The sequence below is a fragment of the bacterium genome, assembly GCA_035559435.1.
Lineage (GTDB): Bacteria > Zixibacteria > MSB-5A5 > WJJR01 > WJJR01 > JACQFV01.
Window position 1 is genome coordinate 1 of record DATMBC010000034.1, and the last position, 21,332, is coordinate 21,332.

The following is a 21,332-nucleotide window of genomic DNA, read 5'->3' on the forward strand; positions in this document are numbered from 1 at the left end:
ACAAAAAGCGCGGCTCCCGTGTCGATCAGGAAGAGGTGGCGGCGTCGTTCCGCCGCACGATCGCCCAGTTGGGGACACGCGCCAAGCCCAAACGCCGCGCCCGTCGCGAGGATGGCGTCGAGGAGTTTGTCGAGCCGTCGCGCACCATCGAAGTCAACGAGTTCATGTCGGTGGCCGAGCTGGCCCACAAGATGGCTGTCAGTCCGACAGAGGTGGTCGCCAAGTGCCTCGAGTTGGGCATGCTGGCCACCGTCAACCAGCGCCTCGATCTGGACACCATCGAGACGATCGCGCTCGAGTTCGATTTCAGCATCAAACAGGTTGAGGAAATTGGCGAGGAGATGCTCGCCGAAACGCCTATCGACGAGACCAAGCTGCAGCCTCGACCGCCGGTGGTCACGGTCATGGGCCATGTCGACCATGGCAAGACCTCGCTTCTGGACTATATCCGCCGCGCGAATGTCGTGGCCGGCGAAAAGGGCGGCATCACGCAGCACATCGGCGCCTACACGGTCGAGACCAACCGTGGCCGGGTGACCTTCCTCGACACGCCCGGTCACCAGGCGTTTACGGCGATGCGCGCCCGCGGCGCCCAGGCCACCGACATCGTGATTCTTGTGGTCGCCGCCGATGACGCGGTCATGCCGCAGACGATTGAGGCGATCGACCACGCCAAGGCCGCCGGCGTGCAGATCATCGTCGCCATCAACAAGATTGATCTCCCCGGCGCCGATCCCGAACGGGTCAAATCGCAATTGTCCGAGCATGGCCTGATTCCTGAAGAGTGGGGCGGCAAGACCGTCATGGTCCCCGTCTCGGCCAAGAAGGGCACCAACGTCGACCAATTGCTCGAAATGGTGCTGTTGCAGGCCGAACTGCTCGAACTGAAGGCCGATCCCGACCGTCACGCCCGCGGCGTGGTGATCGAGGCGCAGCTGGACCGCGGCCGCGGACCGGTGGCCACGGTGCTGGTCCAGCAGGGGACGCTGCGCATCGGCGATTTCTTCGTCACCGGCGCCCACTATGGCCGTGTGCGCACCATGCTCGACGAGCGCGGCAAGCCGGTGCGCGAGGCGGGGCCGTCGACGCCGGTGCAGGTCACCGGATGCTCGGGCGTGCCGCAGGCCGGCGACACCTTCGTCGTCTCCGAGGACGAACAGCAGGTGCGCGAAATCTCGCATGCCCGCGAACGGCTCAAGCGCGAACAGCAACACCATCTGATCGCCAAGGCCTCGCTCTCCAACCTGTATGACCGCATCAAGGAAGGAGCGATCCAGGAGTTGAAGATCGTGATCAAGGGCGACGTGGACGGATCGGTCGAGGTGCTGGCCGACACGCTCTCGAAGATCAAGTCCGAGGAAATCTCGGTGAACGTCATCCACCGCGGGGTGGGGGCGATCACCGAATCGGATGTGCTGCTGGCGGCCGCCTCCGATGCGGTCATCATCGGCTTCCATGTCCGTCCCGACACCCGCACGCGCGACCTGGCCAAAAGCGAGGGCGTCGATGTCCGTCTCTACGACATCATCTACGAGGCCGAATCCGACATCCGGCGCGCCCTGGAGGGCATGCTGGCGCCGATTGAAGTCGAGGAGCGCACCGCCGAAGTGAAGGTCAAGGAGACTTTCAAGGTGTCGAAGGTCGGCACGGTGGCCGGTTGCGAAGTGATCGAGGGCACGGTGCACAACAAGGACTCGGTGCGCGTCGTCCGCGACGGCGTGACGATCTACACCGGCGTGATCGGCACACTGCGCCGCTTTCAGGACGAGGTCAAGGAAGTCGGCGCCGGCCTCGAGTGCGGCATCAAAATCGAGAACTTCAACGACGTCAAGGTGGGGGACGTGTTCGAATTCTTCCGCGTGACCAAGCAGGAGCGCAAACTGTAGGCGCCTCCTCCGGGGCGGTAACCGTCATGATCGGCAGCGTTCGCCTGGAGTTTCACCTTCCGGCGTGCCACAGCTTGAAGGAGAAGCGCGGCATCATCCGGCGCTTCATGGAGCACACGCGCCGTCAATACGCCGTCGCCATCGCCGAGATCGAGTCGCAGGATGAGTGGCAGCGGGCGGTGCTGGAGGCCGCCGCCGTCTCCAACCAGCGGTCGCACCTGCACAGCATCCTCACCCACGTGGTCAACGAGGCCGAGCGTCCGGGCGAGATGATCCTGACCGCCTGCGACCTGGACCTGTAGCGTCCGCCAATCGCCGGAGGACATCCCATGACCCGCAGCAACGACCGCACCCAACGCGTCGCCGACGCCATCAAGCGCATCGTCGCCGAAGCGATTCACCACGAGGTGAAGGACTTCGACTTGACGATGGTCACCGTCACGCGCTGCGACCTGGCGCGCGACTTCAGCGAGGCGACCATCCGCTATTCGGTGCTCGGCGACGAGGCCGCGCGCAAGGACTGCCGCGAGAAACTTGGCAAGGTCGCGACCTTCCTGCAGCGGCGCATCGCCGAGAGCATTAAGATTCACCATGTGCCGCATTTGAAATTCGAATTCGACGCCTCGATCGAGGAGAGTCTGAAACTGGAGCAATTGTTTGACCAGATCAACCGCGAACGCCGTCAAGCTGAATAAGGCCGTGGCCCGCCGCATCGCGCTGGCGCTCCGCGATGCCCGCCGGATTCTGATCACCGCGCATCAGGACCCCGACGGCGACTCGCTGGGCTGCCAGTTGGCGTTCTACGAGTACTGGACCCGGCAGAAACGCCGCCGCGCCGACATCCTCAACCACGGCGGCGTGCCGGACAAGTACGCCTTCATGGACCGCCGTGGATTGGTGCGCGAGGTCGGCGACAAGCCCGCCTGGCCGGTCTGGGATGCGGTGGTCATCTTCGAATGCTCTTCGCTGGATCGCACCGGCAATGTTGAGCCGGTCATCCCTGGCGGGGTGCCGATCATCAACATCGATCATCACCAGAAGAATACCCGCTTCGGCACCATCAACGTGGTCGACACCGGCCGCGCCGCCTGCGGCGAACTGGTGTTCGACCTGCTCAAGTACTGGCGGGCACGGATCACCAGGACGATGGCGCAACAGCTGGCCATCGCGCTGGTGACCGACACCGGACGGTTCCGGCATCCCTCGACCAATGCCCGCACCCTGGCGATCGCGTCGGAATTGGTGGAACTGGGCGCCAACCTGACCGACCTGACCGACCGCATCTACTACCAGATGGCCGAACCGCAGTTCCGGTTGATCCATCAGGTGCTCGCCAACGCCCAGATTCGTCTCGATGGCACCCTTTGCATGCTGCTTTTGCGGCAGGACGACCTGGCCCGCTATGGCGTCCCGCAGCGCGACACCGAGGGGCTGGTTGACTATTCGCTGTCGATCAAGACCGTGCGCGTCGGCGCCTTGCTCAAAGAGCTGGGCCCGCGCCTGACCAAGATCAGTCTGCGTTCGCCCGACTCGATCGATGTCGCCAAACTGGCGCGTCAATTCGGCGGCGGCGGCCACAAGAACGCCGCCGGCTTCAAAGTCGAATTGCCCATCGACGAAGCCGCCGACTTCCTCGAATCCCAACTCCGCTCCCGCTGAGTTTCCGCGCGTCGGCCCGCCGGCCGGGCAAGGGGCATTCGGGCCCTCCGATAACGTCTCGATTCCAGACGCCGCGCGCCATAACCGCCCATTCACGCAGACCTTAAGTCCCGCCGCTTTATCTCCGCTGCAAGCCGGTGTTCACGACGCTTAAGGCCGCGGCCGTCGCTTTTGTGACAGAGGCCGCGAAAATGCCGTTGACGGGGCTTATCATGGCGGACATTGTAGGCAACCGAGAGGGAAAGCGTCCGGTTTGCCATGGCGACGAAAACGACACCACACACACGCGGCGACATGGTCCACGCCCTGGCCTGGGCAACGGCGGTGACCGTGATCACCGCGGCGCTGGTTGTGATCGGCTCGCGAAATCTCGACCATTTCGACGCGGCGCTGGTGGCCTACACCTTCTCGGTGCTGTTTGCGACCTTCGGCATTACCTACCGCTACGCCATGTGGCTGCGGCGTCCCCCCACGGCGATGTACTGGCGGCGAGGGTTGCAGAGTCTGCGCAAGCGCCGCGGCGCGCGCAACTTGATGCGCGGCCTCCGGCATTTTGTCTCCGACTTCATGGCCAACCGTTTCATCTGGGCGCGTCACTGGCTGCGCGGCGCGGCGCACCTGCTCATCATGTGGGGCACAATCATCGCGGTGGCGATCACCTTCCCGCTGGTTTTCGGTTGGATCATGTTCGAGAGCGTGCCGGGGCAACCGCAGACGTATCGCGCCTTCGTCTTCGGGCTGCCCACTTTCACCTTCGCGGTCGATTCCCTCTTCGGCTTCATCGTCTTCCACGGCCTGGTCTGGTCGTCAATTCTGGTGGTCGCGGGCGTGATGTTGGCCATGCGGCGGCGCATGCGCGAAGAGTCGGCGGCGGCGTTGCAGAACTTCGCCGAGGACATCATGCCGCTGTTCCTCCTGTTCGCCGTCAGCGTCACCGGGTTGATGCTGACGGTCAGCTACACCTGGATGGACGGCTATGGGTATGATTTCCTCAGTCTGCTGCATGCGATTGTGGTGATCTATACGCTGCTTTGGATGCCCTTCGGCAAGTTCTTCCACATCTTCCAGCGGCCGGCGCAACTGGGCGTGAAACTCTACAAGGATGTCGGCCAGGAAGCGGAGCCGGCGCGCTGCCGCCGCTGCGAACGTCCCTTCACCTCGCGCATGCATGTCGAGGACCTCATTCACGTCGAGCGCGCGCTGGGATTCTCCTACGATCTGGAGTGGCCGCAGGAGCACTTCCAGTGGATCTGCCCGGGGTGCCGTCGCGCGCTCTTGGCGATGGCGCAGGGACGCGCCTGGCAGGGCGCGCGTGGCGGCGTGGTCGCCGCCCCGGGCGCCGTGCCCGAATACGTCAATCCCGGCCTCGGTCTGGGACCGTTGGGCCGTGAGGATGAAAGAAGGTTCCATGCCTGAAGGATGGCCCTTCACCGCGGTGGTCGACCCCGGGGCCGATGACCCGTTCGGCCCGCATGTGGCCTATTCCGAGGGGCTGCGCCTCGACACCGGCGTCGAACCCGACCGGATGGTCGATACCCACTGCTGCTTCTGCGGCCAGCAGTGCGGCATCCGGCTGAAGGTCAAAGACAACGAGGTCATCGGCTTTGAGCCGCGCTACGATTTCCCCTTTAACCGCGGCATGCTCTGCCCGAAGGGGATCAAACGCTACCTTCAGGGCGCTCACCCCGACCGCCTGCTGCATGCTTACCGGCGCGACGCGTCCGCGCCCGGCGGATTCCGCGCGCTGCCCTATGAGGAAGCGATCGCGCTGGCCGGGTCGGAGATCCGCCGCATTCAGTCGACCTACGGCCCGCATGCGATGGCGGTGCTCTCCGGCGCCAGTCTGACCACCGAGAAGACCTACCTGGTCGGCAAGTTCGCGCACATGGCGCTGCGCACCTCCAACATCGACTACAACGGCCGTCTTTGCATGGTCTCCGCCGGGGCGGGCAACACCAAGGCCTTCGGCATCGACCGTGCCGCCAACCCCTGGAGCGACATCCTCGGCGCCGCGGTGATCTGGGTCTCCGGGGCCAATGTTGCCGAGTGCGCGCCGATCACCACCGACTACATCTGGCAGGCGCGTGAACGGGGCGCGCGGGTGATCGTGGTCGACCCGCGTGTCACGCCCATTGCCCGCACCTGCGACCTGTTTTTGCCCATCAAACCGGGGCGCGATGTCGCGCTGTTCAACGGCATCCTGCACTTGATGATTGAAAACAACTGGATTGACCGCGCCTTCATCGAGCAACAGACCGTCGGGTTCGACGAAGTCGCCGCGCAGGTGCGCGAATGGACGCCGTCGCAGACCGCATCCGTGACCGGAATCGCCGAGAAGACCATCCGTCAGGCCGCCGAATGGTGGGGAACCGCGCAGACCAGCTTCCTTATGCATGCCCGCGGCATCGAGCACCACAGCCACGGGGTGCAGAATGTCCTGGGGGCGATCAACATCGTGCTGGCCTCGGGACGTATCGGCCGTGAGTTCTGCGGCTACGCCACCATCACCGGCCAGGGGAACGGGCAGGGCGGACGCGAGCATGGGCAGAAGTGCGACCAACTGCCGGGCGCGCGCAAACTGGCCGATCCCGAAGCCCGCGCCTATATCGCCGGCGTCTGGGGGATGGACCCGGCCGATCTGCCGCAGCCCGGGGTCGACGCTTACGAGATTTTCCGCAAAATCGACCGCGGCGAAATCCGCGGGTTGCTGTCCATCTGCTTTAATCCGGTGGTGTCACTGCCGGACAACAGTTTCATCCGCCGGCAGTTGGAGAAACTCGAGTTCTATGTCGCCATCGACTTCTTCCTGAATGAGACCGCGCGTTACGCCCACCTCGTCCTGCCCGGTTCGCTCCATGAGGAAGATGAGGGGACGGTCACCAGCGCCGAAGGACGGGTGATCAAGATCAACAAGGCGGTCGACTGTCCGGGCGAGGCGCGTAAGGATTGGCGCATCATCCAGGACCTCGCGCGCGCCATCGGACGGCCCCAGGGATTTTCCTTCGACAGTCCGCGCGCCATTTTCGATGAACTGCGCGTCGCCTCGCGCGGCGGGGTGGCCGATTATTCCGGGATCACCTACGAGAAGATCGAGGCGCAGGATGGCGTCTTCTGGCCTTGTCCCGCCGATGACCACGCCGGCACGCCGCGCCTGTTTGAACCGGGCAGCTGGAATCCGGTCGCGCAAGGAAAGGGGCCATTCTATTTCCCCGACGGCAAAGCGCGCTTTAATGTCGCTGTCTACACGCCGCCCGCCGAAGTCACCGACAGCGACTATCCGCTGATGCTGACCACTGGACGGGTGATCAGCCAGTTCCTCTCCGGCTCGCAGACCCGTCGCATCGGCCCGTTGGTCGACATGTATCCGGAGCCGCGTTTGGAACTGCACCCGCAGTTGGCCGACAAGCAGGGCATCGCCGACGGCGCCTGGGCCACCGTCGAATCGCGGCGCGGACGGATCACTTTGCGCGCGCAGGTGGTGCGCACGATCCGTCCCGACACCGTGTTTGTGCCATACCACTGGGCGGGCCGGCGCAGCATCAACCAACTGACCATCTCGGCGCAGGACCCGATCTCGAAGATCCCGGAGTTCAAGGTCTGCGCGGTGCGGGTGCGGAAGGCGACCGCGGCCGAAGCGGCCGAGGCCGCGGGAGGGGATTAGGCCGTGCCCGTGCCCGGACATCTGAACTTTTACATTGACCCCGGACGCTGCATCGGTTGCAACGCCTGTGTGCTGGCCTGCACCGAATGCGACTCGCACAAGGGCCAGTCGATGATCCAACTCGACTACATCGACCGCAGCGCCTCCCCGCAGACCGTGCCGGTCATCTGCATGCACTGCGACCAGCCGACCTGCGCCGAGGTGTGCCCCGCCGATGCGATCAAGCGCACCCCGGACGGCGTCGTGCAGACCGCCCGCAAGCCGCACTGCGTTGCCTGCAACAACTGCGTGCTGGCCTGTCCCTTCGGCGTGCCGAAGATGCACACCGCCGCCAATCTGATGATGAAGTGCGACATGTGCTACGACCGTTCCTCGGTCGGCCTCAAGCCGATGTGCGCGTCGGTCTGCCCCAGCCAGGCGCTCTTCTTCGGCGCCGCCGATGAGATCGCCGCGGCCCGTCCGCATTCGCGCGCGATCGACGCCTTCCAGTTCGGACGGCAGAGCATCACCACCAAGGTGAAGATCATGGTGCCGGCGGATTTTGAACCCGACGCGCTCGATGTCACCGCCGCGCTCGCCGGGCCAAGCGCCGATCTGATCATGGACAATCTGTGCGATGAGGGAGAAGGGCAATGAGCGACCCGGTCTCCGACCAGATCACCCGTCCGCCCGATGGACGCGCCCCCGAGGAGCAGCCGCGCTGGCGCCAGGACTTCCCCATCGACCAGCATGTCGAACAGTACGTCACCCGCCGCGAGTTCACCAAGTTCATGGTCCTGACCAGCGTGGCCTTTGTCGTCGGGCAATTCTGGATCGCCGCGCAGAGTTTGCTTCGCCGCAAGGAATCCGCGCCGGGGTTGGAAATCGCGCGTCTGGCCGACCTGCCGGTCGGCGGATCGCTGATCTTTGATTACCCCGAACCGGGGCAGGCCTGCATTCTGGTGCGCACCGGCGAGCGCGAGGCGGTGGCGTTCAGCCAATTGTGCACGCATCTGTCCTGTCCGGTGATCGCGCAGGCCGATCAGGGACGCTTCCACTGTCCCTGCCACAACGGCAACTTCGATCTGGCCACCGGACAGCCGCTGTCCGGCCCGCCGCGACGCCCCCTGCCGCGGGTGCGTCTGGAGATTCGCGGCGAGCATGTCTACGCCGTCGCCATGGAGGGAATGGCCGTATGAGCGCGCCGCGACGCCGCTTCGGGCTGCACCAGCGCACGATCATTATCAACGGCATTCTCGCGTTGATCGTGTTGATCGTGATTCTGCAATTGTGGCTTTTGACGGCGACCATGAGCGCCTACCTGGGCGGCAACACCGTGGTCGTCTGGCCGGCGGCGCTGGCCAGTCTGGCCTGCCTCGGGCTGAATGTCGGCTTGCTGGTGTACCTCTTCCGTCTGGAAAGGTAGATGAGGGATGCGCGCGCGACTCGCCGAGGGCATCGCCGGACTGTTTCCCGGATATTTCGCGCTGGTGATGGCCACCGGCGCCGTCTCGATCGCCTGCCTGCTGCTGGGCTGGCATGTCCTGGCGCAGGCGTTCCTGATTGTCAATGTGGCGGCCTATGCCATCCTCGCGATCCTCACCCTGATCCGCGTGATTGCGTTTCCGGCGCGTGTCACCGCCGATCTCGCCAACCATTCGCGCGGCCCGGGTTTCTTCACGCTGATCGCCGGCACCTGTATCCTCGGAACGCAATTCGCGCTGGTGGCGGGTGAGCGTGGTATCGCCGAAGGGCTGCTCGCTGTTGGCGCGTTGTTGTGGCTGGTCATCATGTATGGGTTCTTCACCGCGGTGATCATCCGTGCGGAGAAGCCGGACATCAAAAGCGGCATCAATGGCGCCTGGCTGATCGCCACGGTGGCGACGCAATCGGTGTCGGTGCTGGCGGTGACCCTGCGCGATCCCTTCGGTCTGCCGGTTGCGATCGTGGGCTTCGGCGCGCTGGTCTTTTTTCTCATTGGCTGCATGCTCTATCTGGCGATCATCACGCTCATCTTCTATCGCCTCACCTTCCTCGAAGTCGACTCGGCGACCCTGACGCCGCCCTACTGGATCAACATGGGCGCGGTGGCGATCACCACGCTGGCCGGAGCCGCCCTGATCCTGCGGCTGCCCGATCAGCCGTTGCTGGCCTCGATGATGCCTTTCATCCGCGGCTTCACGCTCTTTTTCTGGAGCGCGGCCACCTGGTGGATACCGGCGTTGCTGATGCTGGGGTTTTGGCGGCATGGCTGGCGGCGGTTCCCCTTCACCTACGATCCCCTCTACTGGGGCATGGTCTTCCCGCTGGCGATGTACACGATGGCGACCTGGCGCCTGGCCGAGGCGCTGGGGATCGATTTCCTCAAGGCAATTCCGCGCGTCTTCATCTACTTCGCGCTGGCGGCCTGGCTTTTGACCGCCTTCGGCATGCTGCGGGCGTGGGCGGCGGCTTGGCGGGCGCCGCGGTGACGGCGGATGAAAAGGATTGCTTCGCCCCGCACCCGATTCGTTTCGCTCAAGGCCCCCAGAGACAGCGGGGCTCGCAATGTCGCCCGGCAATTGCCATTGAGGAATCGTGCCGTCATTGCGAGGAGGACAATCCGCCGGAGGCGGATCGTCCCACGAAGCAATCTTTTTCACACGCAACAGTGCTGCCGCCTCCACCGCGATGTCAGTGCCCTCTCAGTCCCGACCAGGGAGGGCGAGGCGCCGTTCCGTCTGATGCATGAAATGCTCGCCAATGCCCGGGTGCGCCTCAGCGGCGCCCTGTGCATGCCGCTTTTGTGGCAAAGCGACTGGCGGAAATACGGCGTGCCCCCGCGCGACACCGAGGGACTGGTCGACTATTCGCTCTCGATCAAGACCGCGCGCGTCGGCGCCTTGCTCAAAGAGCTCGACACACCTCTGACCAGGATCAGTCTGGGTTCGTCCGACTCGATCGATGTCGCCAAACTGGCGCGTCAATCCGGCGGTGCGGCCACAGGAACGCCGCTGGATTTCTCGCCCAGACATCGATGGATGACGCGGCGCGGTTTTTCGAAGAACAGGTCAAGCATGCCTGACTTGATTTACGCCTCGTCCCCTTTCACCAGACCGTCGTAAACGGTCTGTCTCGACAACCACGCCAAAAAAAGCCCCGGCAGGATCACCGGGGCCTTTTCCGAGCTTCGCGTTCCCAGTGGCATCAGCGAGCGGCGATTCCATACTTCGAGAAGTGGTGGACCTCGAACGCGAGCTTGTGATGTTTGACCAGGACCTCCTGCTGGAACTCCCATGACTCTGAGACCGGGTTCCACCAGAAGAGACTGAAGGGAGTGCCATTCTCGAGTTGCCCCGCGTCAACTTCGAGCTCGGTGGGAAGATTGAAGACCAGCCCATCCGGCCCAAAGTCATACAGCAGCACTTCGCTGAACGGGGTCGTAACGAGCACGCCCTCGGCTGTGATCATCACGTCGGACGAAAGGGCTTCCTTCGGGATCTTAAGGCTGCTCTTGAAGCCCCGCATCTGCAGTTCGAGCGTGCCGCCGCTTGCGCCGATCAGGGCGCTGTCGCCGTCAACTTTGAATTTGAAGTGTTTCGCCAGCGGGGTCAGCCCGGCATCGGCATTCTGCGTGTCTGTGCTGAACGGATCGCCATAATTGTCATACACATACTGGATGGCGCTCGGATCAGCGCCGTTCCCTCCGGAGGCAATCATCCCGGAAGGATTCTCGCCGCATCCGACGGCCAGCAGAAAGACGCAGGCCAGAATCGCCAGCCCAAGCGCTGTCAATGTCCCGTGTTGTGATTTGGTCATCTGGTCTCCTCGGTTCAGGCTTCGTGCAGGTGTTCCTCGCGCGGATACCCGCACCGCTGGCGCTCCTGCAACCTTTGTGCCCACTCTGTTCCGAACGAGCGCAGGACGCCGATCCGTTGTGCGGCAACAGGATTCGAGGATTGCACGAGCGGAGCTGTTCAATCACGAAACAGGACAAGGGTTGCGCGATTTCCAAGAGTGTGGGGAGGGGCCATTACATCGATGGAACCGGGCCATTGGCCCGGACCGGATCAGCGGCCATGTCTCCGCCCGATCGTGAGGAGCTTCCTGCAAAATGCGTGGGCCGGGGCTTCGTCCGGAAAGCGGGCGAGCGCGTGAACGCGCAAAGACAGGACAGTCAGGTTACGAGATCAAGTGGGCTCCACACGGCTGCTCTCCAACATGCTCATGGGCCGAAGAGTGCGGATTCATTGGAGACATGCCGCTTCGTCATCTCGTGCCGTGCCAGCCGCAGTTGAAGATGCCTTTTGACATCCGGCCATTCGCCGGCGAGGATGCTGTACATCACCGAATCGCGCACCGTGCCGTCGCGGCGCAGTTGGTGGTGGCGGATGACGCCGTCTTTTTTTGCGCCCAGACGCTCGATGGCCCGCTGCGAAGCGAAGTTGAAGTTGTCGGTGCGCAGGCCGACCACCTGGCAGCCGACCGCTTCGAAGGCGTGGGTCAAAAGCAGGAATTTGCAGGCGGTGTTGATGTGGGTGCGTTGCCACGACTTCGCATACCAGGTGTAGCCGATCTCGACACGACCGACCGCGGGCAGGATGTCATGGTAGCGCGTGCTTCCGACCAGGGCGCCGGTCTTCAGTTCACGGACCGCCCACGGCAGCATGTGCCCGGCCCGTTGGCCTTCCAGCGCTTTGGCGATGTAGTCGCCGACCTGGGCCGGCTCGGGCACCGCGGTAAACCATAGTTCCCAGAGACGGCCATCGGCGACCGCGGCGCGCAGGCCCGCTTCGTGTTCCGGCCCCAGCGGCTCCAATCGGACGCCGTGGCCTTCGAGCAAGGTGGGGGACAGCGTATTCATGACGGCAGTATAGCGCATCAAGGTCCGGGAAGGTTAGCGCGCTGACGCCTGATCCCTTCCATTTTGCTATATTGGCCGGCGATGGATGAAATCTCCGGCATCCTGCCCATCGACAAACCGGTGGGCATGACTTCGCACGATGTGGTGGATGTCGTGCGAGGGCTCTATGGCATCCGGCGGGTGGGGCACACCGGCACGCTCGACCCGGCGGCGTCGGGGTTGCTGCTTTTGGTCGTCGGACGCGCCACCCGTATCGCGCCGTGGCTTTCGTCGCAAACCAAGACCTACCATGCCGGCGTCACCTTCGGGGCGACCTCCGATTCGGGCGACACCGATGGCCAAGTCACGTCGACCGGCGGCGCGCCGCCGAGCGCGGAGTCGCTGACGAATCTGTGCGCGGCCTTGGTCGGCGAGGTCGAACTGCCGGTGCCGGCGTTGGCCTCGGTGCGCAGCGGCGGGCGTCGCCGCTATGAACTGGCGCACGCCGGCGAGGATGTCCCCATCCTGACGCGCGCCAGCCGCATCGATGCCCTCGAACTGTTGGACTATGACCCGCCGCGCGCCGATCTGCGGGTGCGTTGCTCGAGCGGCACCTACATCCGATCACTGGCGGAAGCGATGGGGGAGAAGGCGGGCTGCGGGGCGTACCTGCATGCGTTGCGCCGCGAGGCCATCGGCACGTCGCGGGTTGAGGGCGCCTACGGTCTCGATTACCTGGCCGCGCGCGCGGCGCTCGGCGAGGAGCTGCCCGCCCCCGAGGCGATCGATGATTATCTTGCGTTGCCGGTGGTCGAGGTCGCCGCCGAAGCCGACAGGGTCATTCATCACGGCCAGCCATTGACCGGAGCGATGGTGACACGGGTGATCGGCGCGTTTGCCGCCGGCGCCGATCTGGCCATCAGTGTGGAAGGCTACGGCGTCGCCGCCATCGGCAGGGCGCTGCTGGATTCAAAAGCAATAGGTCCAATCGGACCCGTAGGTCCTATTCTTTCCTACCAATGCGTGCTCATTTGAACTCACCGATTCCCGAGCCACTGCGCATTCCGCTTTTGACGGATGCGGCAAAGGCGCGCCCGTCGTCGCTGCCGGTGGTCTGCGTCGGCACCTTCGATGGTGTCCATCGCGGCCACCAGCAGGCCATCGCCGTGGCACGCCGTCATGCCGACCGTTTACAGGCCCCGCTCTGGATTCTCAGTTTTCATCCGCATCCCCGCACCGTGGTCAACCCCGGCCATGCGCCGCGTCTGCTCACGCTGCCCGATGAACGCGCCGCGCTTTTCCAGCGCTATGGTGCCGATGGTGTGGTGATCCAACATTTCGATGCCGCCTTCGCGGCGCTGAGCGCCGATGAATTCTTCCGCGATGTCGTGGCCGGCGCCCTGCAGGCCAGGATGCTGGTCGCCGGCGCGGATTTCCGCTTCGGCAGAGGACGGCAGGGTGACAGCGAGTGGCTGCGCGGACGGAGCGGGCAACTTCCCGATGGAGTAGAGATTGTCGAACTGCTCGAAGATGTCCCCGGGCACAAGATCGGGTCCGCCGAAATACGTAACGCCTTGATGGACAATGCCTTTGATCGGGCCATTGAACTTCTCGGTCACCCCTACCCGGTGACCGGCGAAGTGGTGCCGGGCCTGAGAAAGGGGAGGGAGATCGGATATCCCACTTGGAATCTGGCCCTGCCGCAAGTTAAATTGCCACCGCCAGTTGGGGTGTATGCCGGGTGGACTTTCCGGCAAACGCCACGGCCGGGCATGGCGTATTATGGGTCTAACCCGACGTTCGGGGGGCAAGCACCGCGTTTGGAGATCAATATCCTCGCCGGTTCTGCGGAAGAGCGATCGCCTCGCCATCCGACCGAATGCTTCTGGTTAACCGAGTTCATCCGTCCGGAGGTGGCCTTTGCCGATCCGGCGGAGTTGATTCGCCAATTGGCTGACGACGAACGGACGGTTCGTCGACGGCTTGGGGTTTAAGCAACAAACACACTGTTCTCAGAGGGAGACAGCCAGTGCCCGTCACAAAGGAAAAGAAGCAAGCGATCGTGAAGGCCTACCGCCTCCACGATTCCGACACCGGTTCACCGGAAGTGCAGATCGCGCTGTTATCGGCGCGGATCAACGAGGTGACCACACATCTGGAGACCCACAAGACCGACTTTTCGTCGCGTCGCGGTCTTCTGAAACTCGTAGGACAGCGGCGGCGGTTGCTGAATTATCTGCGCGACACCGATATTGCGGCGTACCGCACGTTGCTGGACAATCTCAACCTGCGCAAGTAACCTTGCGCCATCGGGCGGGGGGGGATCGTCTCGTTTCAGCGCCGCGGCCGAAGTCCGCGACTCTGGCACGAGCCGTCCACCCCTCCTGAGCGGGTCGTCAGACCCGCGCGGCAGATCCCACCCGATGCAAACCGAAAGGACGTGTCCCACGGAGCGTGGGGCGCGTATCAGGTGTTCTACATGGAACGTATCCAGTTTGATCTGGGCGGCCGTCCGTTCTCGTTTGAGACCGGCCATGTCGCCCGGCAGGCCAACGGGGCCGTGCTGTGCCGTCATGGCGACACGGTGGTCCTGGCGGCGGTGGTCGCCTCCAAGGAAGGGATTCCCGATCGGGACTTCTTCCCGCTGACGGTCGACTATCGCGAGAAGGCCTACGCCGCCGGAAAGATTCCCGGCGGGTTCTTCAAGCGCGAGGGGCGCCCCACCGAAAAGGAGACCCTCTCGGCGCGCATGATCGACCGCCCGTTGCGGCCGCTCTTTCCCGAGGGGTACACCAACGAGGTCCAGGTCCACGTCAACGTGCTCTCTTCCGACCAGCAGAACGACGCCGACGTGCTCGGCATCTGCGCGGCGGCTTGTGCGCTGGCGATCTCCGATGTCCCGTTCGATCATCTGATCGCCGGGGTGCGGGTGGGCCGCGTGGACGGCAAGCTGGTCATCAATCCGACCGCGGCCGAGCTGGAGAATTCGGACATGAGTCTGGTGGTGGCCGGCACCGCGACCGACGTGATCATGGTCGAGGGCGGCTGCCTGGAAGTCTCCGAGGATGACCTCACCGAAGGGTTGCGCTTTGGTCTTACGCACATCGGCCAGATCGTGCGCGCGGTCGCCGAGCTGAAGGCCAAAGTCGGCAAGCCCAAGCGGCCGTTTACGCCGCCGGCGTTGGACGCCGAGCTCGATGCGGCGGTGCGTGAGCTGGCCGCCACGCGTGTCAGCGACGCCAACCAGATCACCGACAAGGCCGAGCGCGAGGACACGATCGCGCAGATCAAAGCCGATGTCCGCGCCGCGTTGGCCGAGCGCTTCCCCGAGAAGGAGAAAGCGATCGGCGGCGTGATCGATCAGATCGAGTACGAGGACCTGCGCCGGCGCATCCTCAACGAGGGACGCCGCGCCGATGGACGCAACCCCGATCAGATCCGGCCGATCTCGGCCGAGGTCTGCTTCCTGCCGCGCACGCATGGTTCGGCGCTGTTTACCCGCGGGCAGACTCAGGCCCTGGCCGTCTGCACCCTCGGCACGAAGGTCGATGAGCAGCGTCTCGACAACATCATGGGTGAGACCACCAAGAGCTACATGCTGCATTACAACTTCCCGTCCTACTCGGTCGGCGAGGTGCGTCCGATCCGCGGGCCGGGACGCCGCGAGATCGGCCATGGGGCGTTGGCCGAACGCGCCATCCAGCCGGTCATCCCCAATGAGGAGATTTTCCCGTACACGATCCGTATCGTGTCCGACATCCTCGAGTCCAACGGCTCCTCGTCGATGGCCACCGTCTGCGCCGGTTCGCTGGCGTTGATGGACGCCGGCGTGCCGATCAAGGCGCCGGTGGCCGGAATCGCCATGGGCCTGGTCAAGGAAGGGGAGAAGTATGTCGTGTTGACCGACATCCTCGGTGTCGAGGACCATCTCGGCGACATGGACTTCAAGGTCACCGGCACGCGCGAGGGGATCACCGCCTTCCAGATGGACCTGAAAATCCAGGGACTGAACTTCACGATCATGCGCGAGGCGCTGGAGAAGGCCAAGGCCGCGCGGCTGCATGTGCTGGAGCGCATGGACAGCGTGTTGCCGGCGCCGCGTCCGGAACTGTCGCCGTATGCGCCGCGCATCATCATCTTCCAGATCAAAGTCGACCAGATCGGCGCGGTGATCGGCCCCGGCGGCAAGAATATCCGGGCGATCACCGAACAGACCGGCGCCAAGGTGGATATCGAGGACGACGGCACGATCATTGTCGCCTCGGTGGATGTCAACGCCGCCGAGAGCGCCAAGAAGATGATCCTGGCGATGGTCGAAGAGCCCGAACTGGATCAGGTCTACGAGGGCAAGGTGCGGCGCATTGCCGACTTCGGCGCCTTCGTCGAGATCCTGCCGGGCACCGACGGACTTCTGCACATCTCCGAAATCGATTACAAACGCACCGAAAAGGTCGAGGATGTCTTCAAACTCGGCGACACAGTGCAGGTCAAAGTGATCGAGATCGACCCGTCGGGGAAGGTTCGTCTGTCGCGCAAGGCGCTGCTGCCGCGTCCGGAGGGGTATGTCGACCCGCCGAAGCGCGAGGGCGACGGGGGACGTCCCCGGCGCGATGGCGACCGCGGCCGCCGTCCCGAAAGGCACCGTCGTTAACGCCGAAACCGGCTGAGTCATCCGGCGCACGGGGCGGGCTAAGCCCGCCCCGTGCATTGCATTGGGCGGAACCGACCCAGCCACTTGTTGACGCTGAGTATGGCAATATCCGAGCGGGAGGCTCAAGATTGTCATCCCCACATTCCGAACTTCTGGATTGAGTGCGCCTATGCCATCTGAAATCGTCAAGAAGACCCAACTGCCGTCCGGCCTGCGTGTCATCACCGAGTCCCTGCCCGATCGCGAGTCGGTTTCGCTGGGTATCTGGATCGAAGTGGGCTCGCGCCATGAAGACCTGAAGGTGGCGGGGGTCTCGCATTTTCTCGAACACATGGTCTTCAAGGGGACACCTACCCGTTCCGCCAAACAGATCGCCACCGAACTGGAGCGGCTGGGCGGCGTGCTCAACGCCTTTACCACCCGCGAGCACACCTGTTACCACGCGCGCATCCTGTGCGACGATCTGCCGGTGGCGGTTGACCTGCTGGCCGACATTGCCACCCGCGCGACCATCCCCGGCGCCGAAGTGGTCAAAGAACGCAAAGTGATCGCCGAGGAAATCAAGGACACCCAGGACACGCCGCACGAACACATCCATGACGTGTTCGCCGAGCAAATGTGGCCCGATCATCCGATCGGGCGGCCGATCGCCGGCTCGCTGGAGAGCGTGAGACGGACCACGCGCGAGCGGCTGACGCAGCATCGTCGGTTGTTCTATCGTCCCGACCGGATTGTGGTGGCCGCATCGGGCGCGCTGTCGCACAATCGTCTGCTGGCGTTGGTGAAACGCCATCTCGATCTGCCGGCGCCGTCGGTCGCGCCGCCCTTGACGCCGGCGGTCAATGGCACGCAGCCGCGGCGCGCCGTGATTAGCCGCGAGATCAATCAGACGCATGTGCTGATCGGTTTCCCGACCTGGCCGTTTGTCGACAAACGCCGCTATGCCGCGCTGGTCACCACCAACCTGATGGGCGGCGGGATGTCGTCGCGCCTGTTCCAGAGCGTGCGCGAAAAGCGCGGGCTGGTGTATTCGATCTATGCCTTTCAGGACTCCTTTGTCGACACGGGGTTCTTCGCGGTCTATTTCGCCTGCGACCCGGCCCAGGTGGTGGTTGCGGCCGATCTGGTCCTGGAGGAATTGGGCAAACTGCGCCGCCAGGCGATTCCGGCGGCCGAATTGCGCGACGCGCAGTCGCAGCTGAAGGGCAATCTGGCGTTGGGGCTGGAGTCAACCTCCTCGCGCATGCACCGTTTGGCGCGTCACGAGCTGTATCTGGGCGGGTATGTCACGCCCAAGCAGACGATGCGTTCGATCGACAAGGTGACCGTGCGTGATGTCGCCGGCGTTGCGACCGAGGCCTTTCTGCCGGAACGCGCGGCGGCCTCGATCCTCGGCCCCGTGGACCAGAGCGTGCTCGACCGGATCGACTGGGGACGTCTTGACAAAAAACCACGCCGCGCTCCGGTCAGGCCGCGCGCGGCGGCGTAGGACCGAAATCCGCTTGACGGGTCCGGTCCCGCTTCGGAGATTATCGGCGCGTCACTTGCGGGCGTAATTCAGCGGTAGAATGCAAGCTTCCCAAGCTTGACGTCGTGGGTTCGATTCCCATCGCCCGCTTTTTCGCTCGATCGGGGTGGGGCCCGGATCCAATCAGCGATTTCGCGGTAGAAAATTAGGAGAGCTGTTCGTTCGACTGCCCGCACGGCATCCAAGATCATCCGGCAACCCGGAGTGGAGTGATGATATCCCAACGAGGGACCGTCTGGCTGGTGGCCGCATCCTGCGCCGTGGGACTTTTCGCGGCCTGCGGCGATGATGAGGAATCCGTCTGCATCGGCGATGAGTCCGTGATTGTCGCCATCAACCCCGAATCGATCTGGATCTACCGCGTCACCGACCGTGACACCGCCAACGCGATTGTGGACACGCACTCCGACACGATTCTGATCGTCAAGGATACCATCGCCGACGGCGACCCCTGGTCGGTGACTTCCATTGACGGCGAACTCTGGGCCAACCGCGCCGATGGGTTCTGGGTCTGGAGCGATCCGCAAAGCGTCGAGACCGAGCCCTATCTCCTGGCCCGTTTCCCGGCGGCGTTGGGACAGCAGTACGCCATTCCGGCCGGCGAGCTGGATGGCGACACCATGCTGGTGGCCGACATGATGGCCATCGTGCGCGTTCCCTACGGACAATTCACCGCCATTACCTACCAACAATCTAACGGCGGCCATGTGGTGTCGCTGCGTTACTTTGTCCGCGGCATTGGCCTGGTCAAGGAAATCGCGATCATCGGCACACCGCCCAATCAGGTTCTCCGGACCCGGGAACTGCTGAAATTCCGCACCGCCGGATGTTGAGATGTCCAGACTGAGCCACCGTGGGATCCTCCTGGCCGCCGGCGCGCTCGCGCTGGCGGGCTGCGATGGGGACGATGACGCGCGCTTTTGTCTGGGCGATCCGGCCGCGATCGTGTCGATCGCCGAAGGCAATCGCTGGAATTACCGCATCCGCGAATTCGATTCCACCCACACCCTCAAAGCCACCCGCGCGCAGCGTGTCGCGATTGTCGGCGACACCGTCATCGACAGTGAAACCTGGTATCGCATCGACACCGACGGGGACCGGGACTTTGCCTGGACGCTGCGCGACGACGGCCTGTGGGTCTGGTATGAGTTCGCCTATCCGACCAACAACCCGCCGTTCCGCATGGCGAAATTCCCGGCGGTGATCGGCGACTTTTGGGTGATCGAGCAGAACGGCCCGGATTACGCCGTCACCGTGGTTGACACCGCCGCGGTGGTGAGTGTGCCGGCGGGCGTCTTCTGGACCCATCATTATCGCATGACCAACGAGACCGGCGACCTTGTCCGGGACATCTACTATGCGCCCGGTCTGGGTCGCGTGTATGAAGTCACCGCCTCAACGCAGCCGAACCCACATACCCACGTGACCGAACTGACCGACTTCTCGTCACCCAACTGCTGATATGCCCATCGTCAGATCTGTCGTACACAACCGGGTCATCCCGCGCGATGCCCTCCTGCCCGGCGACGAGGTTGTCGCGATCAACGGGCAGGTCTTGCGCGATGTCATCGACGCGCTGTTCTTCGGCGCCGAGGAAAGGCTCGAATTGACCGTGCGCCGTCCCGACGGGACCGAGGCCACGCTCAAATTGCGCAAGCGCATCGATGCCGACCTCGGCATCGAGTGGGAGCCGGACAAAATCCGCATTTGCAAAGCCGACTGCGATTTCTGTTTCGTCAAGCAGCAGCCGAAGAAGGTGATGCGCCGCACGCTGTACATCAAGGATGACGACTACCGGCTGTCGTTTCTGCATGGCAACTTCGTCACGCTCACCAACATGACCGATGAGGACTACGAGCGGGTCTTCACCCAGCGACTTTCGCCCTTGTACGTGTCGGTGCACTCGACCGACGACCAGGTCCGGCGCGACTTCCTGCGCAAGCCGGACGCCAAGCCGATTCTGCCGCTGCTGAAATGGCTGCATGAGCACCGCATCCAGACCCATACGCAGCTGGTCGTCACGCCGGGACTTAACGATGGCGCGCCGCTGTGGAAGTCGTTCGATGATCTTTTGGCCCTGTACCCCGATGTGCTTTCGGTGGGTGTGGTGCCGATCGGCCTGACCAAGCACCGCAACGACCTGCCGAATCTCTCGCTGGTGCCGCCCGCATTGGCCGGCGAGATCCTCGACCAGATCGACAAACGGCACAAGAAGATGAGGAAGAAGCACGATGCCGGCGTCATCTACGCCGCCGACGAGATGTTCCTCATCGCCGGACGCGAGATTCCGCCGGAGTCGTATTACGACGACTACTGCCAGATCGAAAACGGGGTCGGGATGGTGCGGCAGTTGCTGGCCGCCTACGACGCCCACGAAGCGGAACTGCCGCGCCGGCTGGCACGGCCCATGCGGTTCTGTGTCGCCACCGGGACATCGGCCGGGCCGTTCATTAGCCAACTCTGCGAGCGCGCCACCCGGCGCACCAAGAACCTCGATGTCGTCCCGTTGATCGTGCAGAACGATTTCTGGGGGCACTCGGTCACCGTCTCCGGGCTTCTGACCGGGGCCGATATCAGCGCCCAGTTTCTGGCGGCCAATCTCGATGTCGATGCGCTGATCCTGCCGCCGGAGGCGCTCAACACCGATGGGCTCTTCATCGATGATGACACGCTGCCGGAGATGCAATCACGCATCGAGCGACCGGTGTTGACCTCCGAATACGATTTCATCGCCACGCTCAAAAACAGCATCACCGCGGTGCGCTCGTCGCAGGCCGCGGCGTTGTCCTGACGCCGTCGCGTGTTGTGTCGGCGCAGGGGCGTATTGCATACGCCCCTTTCACGTGTCGATGAGCGGCGGGCGTATGCAATACGCCCCTGCCGTCTACACGTAGATCTGGCGGGCGCGGCCCACGGCGGCCAACACCAGCAGGATCGCCGTCACGATGAGGTAGCCGACGGTGACACCCGGTGTGTGCAGCGCGCCGGCGGCGCCCATGTAGTCCAGCGATGGCACGCGGTTGAGCGGCCCGGCATACCACCAGAACAGATAGAGCACTTCGAAGAGACGGCTGCCGCTGGTCCAGGCGCCGCAGGCCAGGGCCAGCGCCGGCACAAAGGCGGCCCCGGCCAGCATCGCGGCCATG

At 64.0% G+C, this 21,332-nt stretch carries 22 protein-coding genes and 1 tRNA gene; 20 read left to right on the forward strand and 3 right to left on the reverse strand.

What is annotated here, in order from left to right:
• The 11 genes from infB to VNN55_03980 all read left to right on the forward strand — a co-directional run.
• Positions 1 to 1,886: translation initiation factor IF-2 (infB, locus tag VNN55_03930; protein ID HWO56698.1), on the forward strand; the 1,886-nt coding region annotated here is incomplete at its 5' end.
• Between the two features lie 26 nt (positions 1,887 to 1,912).
• Positions 1,913 to 2,188: a DUF503 domain-containing protein gene (locus VNN55_03935; GenBank protein ID HWO56699.1), complete on the forward strand. Its 276-nt coding sequence runs from the start codon at positions 1,913 to 1,915 to the stop codon at positions 2,186 to 2,188.
• A 27-nt stretch (positions 2,189 to 2,215) separates the two neighbouring features.
• Complete coding sequence (rbfA, locus tag VNN55_03940) at positions 2,216 to 2,581, forward strand: 30S ribosome-binding factor RbfA (GenBank protein HWO56700.1); 366 nt, start codon at positions 2,216 to 2,218, stop codon at positions 2,579 to 2,581.
• Positions 2,544 to 3,545: a bifunctional oligoribonuclease/PAP phosphatase NrnA gene (locus VNN55_03945; protein ID HWO56701.1), complete on the forward strand. Its 1,002-nt coding sequence runs from the start codon at positions 2,544 to 2,546 to the stop codon at positions 3,543 to 3,545. The genes rbfA and VNN55_03945 overlap by 38 nt, the downstream gene beginning before the upstream one ends.
• A gap of 258 nt (positions 3,546 to 3,803) precedes the next feature.
• Positions 3,804 to 4,961 (forward strand): MFS transporter, encoded by a 1,158-nt coding sequence (locus tag VNN55_03950; protein ID HWO56702.1) that lies wholly within the window; start codon positions 3,804 to 3,806, stop codon positions 4,959 to 4,961.
• Positions 4,954 to 7,206 carry a molybdopterin oxidoreductase family protein gene (locus VNN55_03955; GenBank protein ID HWO56703.1) on the forward strand — a complete coding sequence of 751 codons (2,253 nt, stop codon included), beginning with the start codon at positions 4,954 to 4,956 and terminating at the stop codon, positions 7,204 to 7,206. Before VNN55_03950 ends, VNN55_03955 begins: the two co-directional genes overlap by 8 nt.
• A gap of 3 nt (positions 7,207 to 7,209) precedes the next feature.
• Entirely contained in the window at positions 7,210 to 7,842 is a 633-nt protein-coding gene (locus VNN55_03960; GenBank protein ID HWO56704.1) for a 4Fe-4S dicluster domain-containing protein, read from the forward strand.
• Positions 7,839 to 8,384: a Rieske 2Fe-2S domain-containing protein gene (locus VNN55_03965; protein HWO56705.1), complete on the forward strand. Its 546-nt coding sequence runs from the start codon at positions 7,839 to 7,841 to the stop codon at positions 8,382 to 8,384. Before VNN55_03960 ends, VNN55_03965 begins: the two co-directional genes overlap by 4 nt.
• A complete protein-coding gene (locus tag VNN55_03970; protein ID HWO56706.1) occupies positions 8,381 to 8,611 on the forward strand; it encodes a DUF6755 family protein in 231 nt (76 codons plus the stop codon). The genes VNN55_03965 and VNN55_03970 overlap by 4 nt, the downstream gene beginning before the upstream one ends.
• Positions 8,612 to 8,618: 7 nt before the next feature.
• Complete coding sequence (locus VNN55_03975) at positions 8,619 to 9,656, forward strand: tellurite resistance/C4-dicarboxylate transporter family protein (protein HWO56707.1); 1,038 nt, start codon at positions 8,619 to 8,621, stop codon at positions 9,654 to 9,656.
• A gap of 261 nt (positions 9,657 to 9,917) precedes the next feature.
• Positions 9,918 to 10,289, forward strand: coding sequence for a hypothetical protein (locus tag VNN55_03980; protein HWO56708.1), 372 nt, complete (start codon positions 9,918 to 9,920; stop codon positions 10,287 to 10,289).
• A gap of 82 nt (positions 10,290 to 10,371) precedes the next feature.
• On the opposite strand, the gene VNN55_03985 is transcribed toward VNN55_03980, so the two are convergent.
• Positions 10,372 to 10,983 (reverse strand): hypothetical protein, encoded by a 612-nt coding sequence (locus VNN55_03985; GenBank protein ID HWO56709.1) that lies wholly within the window; start codon positions 10,981 to 10,983, stop codon positions 10,372 to 10,374.
• A 406-nt stretch (positions 10,984 to 11,389) separates the two neighbouring features.
• The gene (locus VNN55_03990; GenBank protein HWO56710.1) at positions 11,390 to 12,028 is read right to left on the reverse strand and encodes a GNAT family protein; all 639 of its coding nucleotides are present in this window, start codon (positions 12,026 to 12,028) and stop codon (positions 11,390 to 11,392) included.
• A gap of 81 nt (positions 12,029 to 12,109) precedes the next feature.
• Here VNN55_03990 and truB point away from each other — a divergent pair, with 81 nt between their 5' ends.
• The 9 genes from truB to VNN55_04035 all read left to right on the forward strand — a co-directional run bounded on the left by truB (position 12,110) and on the right by VNN55_04035 (position 20,977).
• On the forward strand, positions 12,110 to 13,042 hold the full coding sequence (gene truB / locus VNN55_03995; GenBank protein ID HWO56711.1) for a tRNA pseudouridine(55) synthase TruB: 933 nt from the start codon (positions 12,110 to 12,112) through the stop codon (positions 13,040 to 13,042).
• 74 nt (positions 13,043 to 13,116) lie between these two features.
• Complete coding sequence (gene ribF, locus VNN55_04000; GenBank protein ID HWO56712.1) at positions 13,117 to 14,001, forward strand: riboflavin biosynthesis protein RibF; 885 nt, start codon at positions 13,117 to 13,119, stop codon at positions 13,999 to 14,001.
• Positions 14,002 to 14,036: 35 nt separating this feature from the next.
• Positions 14,037 to 14,306 carry a 30S ribosomal protein S15 gene (gene rpsO / locus VNN55_04005; GenBank protein HWO56713.1) on the forward strand — a complete coding sequence of 90 codons (270 nt, stop codon included), beginning with the start codon at positions 14,037 to 14,039 and terminating at the stop codon, positions 14,304 to 14,306.
• A gap of 180 nt (positions 14,307 to 14,486) precedes the next feature.
• Positions 14,487 to 16,658: a polyribonucleotide nucleotidyltransferase gene (locus VNN55_04010; GenBank protein ID HWO56714.1), complete on the forward strand. Its 2,172-nt coding sequence runs from the start codon at positions 14,487 to 14,489 to the stop codon at positions 16,656 to 16,658.
• 169 nt (positions 16,659 to 16,827) lie between these two features.
• Positions 16,828 to 18,147 (forward strand): pitrilysin family protein, encoded by a 1,320-nt coding sequence (locus tag VNN55_04015; protein HWO56715.1) that lies wholly within the window; start codon positions 16,828 to 16,830, stop codon positions 18,145 to 18,147.
• Between the two features lie 57 nt (positions 18,148 to 18,204).
• Positions 18,205 to 18,276, forward strand: a tRNA-Gly gene (locus VNN55_04020).
• Between the two features lie 122 nt (positions 18,277 to 18,398).
• Positions 18,399 to 19,019 carry a hypothetical protein gene (locus tag VNN55_04025; GenBank protein ID HWO56716.1) on the forward strand — a complete coding sequence of 207 codons (621 nt, stop codon included), beginning with the start codon at positions 18,399 to 18,401 and terminating at the stop codon, positions 19,017 to 19,019.
• 1 nt (position 19,020) lies between these two features.
• Complete coding sequence (locus VNN55_04030; GenBank protein ID HWO56717.1) at positions 19,021 to 19,647, forward strand: hypothetical protein; 627 nt, start codon at positions 19,021 to 19,023, stop codon at positions 19,645 to 19,647.
• 1 nt (position 19,648) lies between these two features.
• The gene (locus VNN55_04035; protein HWO56718.1) at positions 19,649 to 20,977 is read left to right on the forward strand and encodes a DUF512 domain-containing protein; all 1,329 of its coding nucleotides are present in this window, start codon (positions 19,649 to 19,651) and stop codon (positions 20,975 to 20,977) included.
• A 93-nt stretch (positions 20,978 to 21,070) separates the two neighbouring features.
• Here VNN55_04035 and VNN55_04040 read toward each other — a convergent pair.
• On the reverse strand, positions 21,071 to 21,332 hold a 262-nt coding region (locus tag VNN55_04040; GenBank protein HWO56719.1), incomplete at its 5' end, for a hypothetical protein.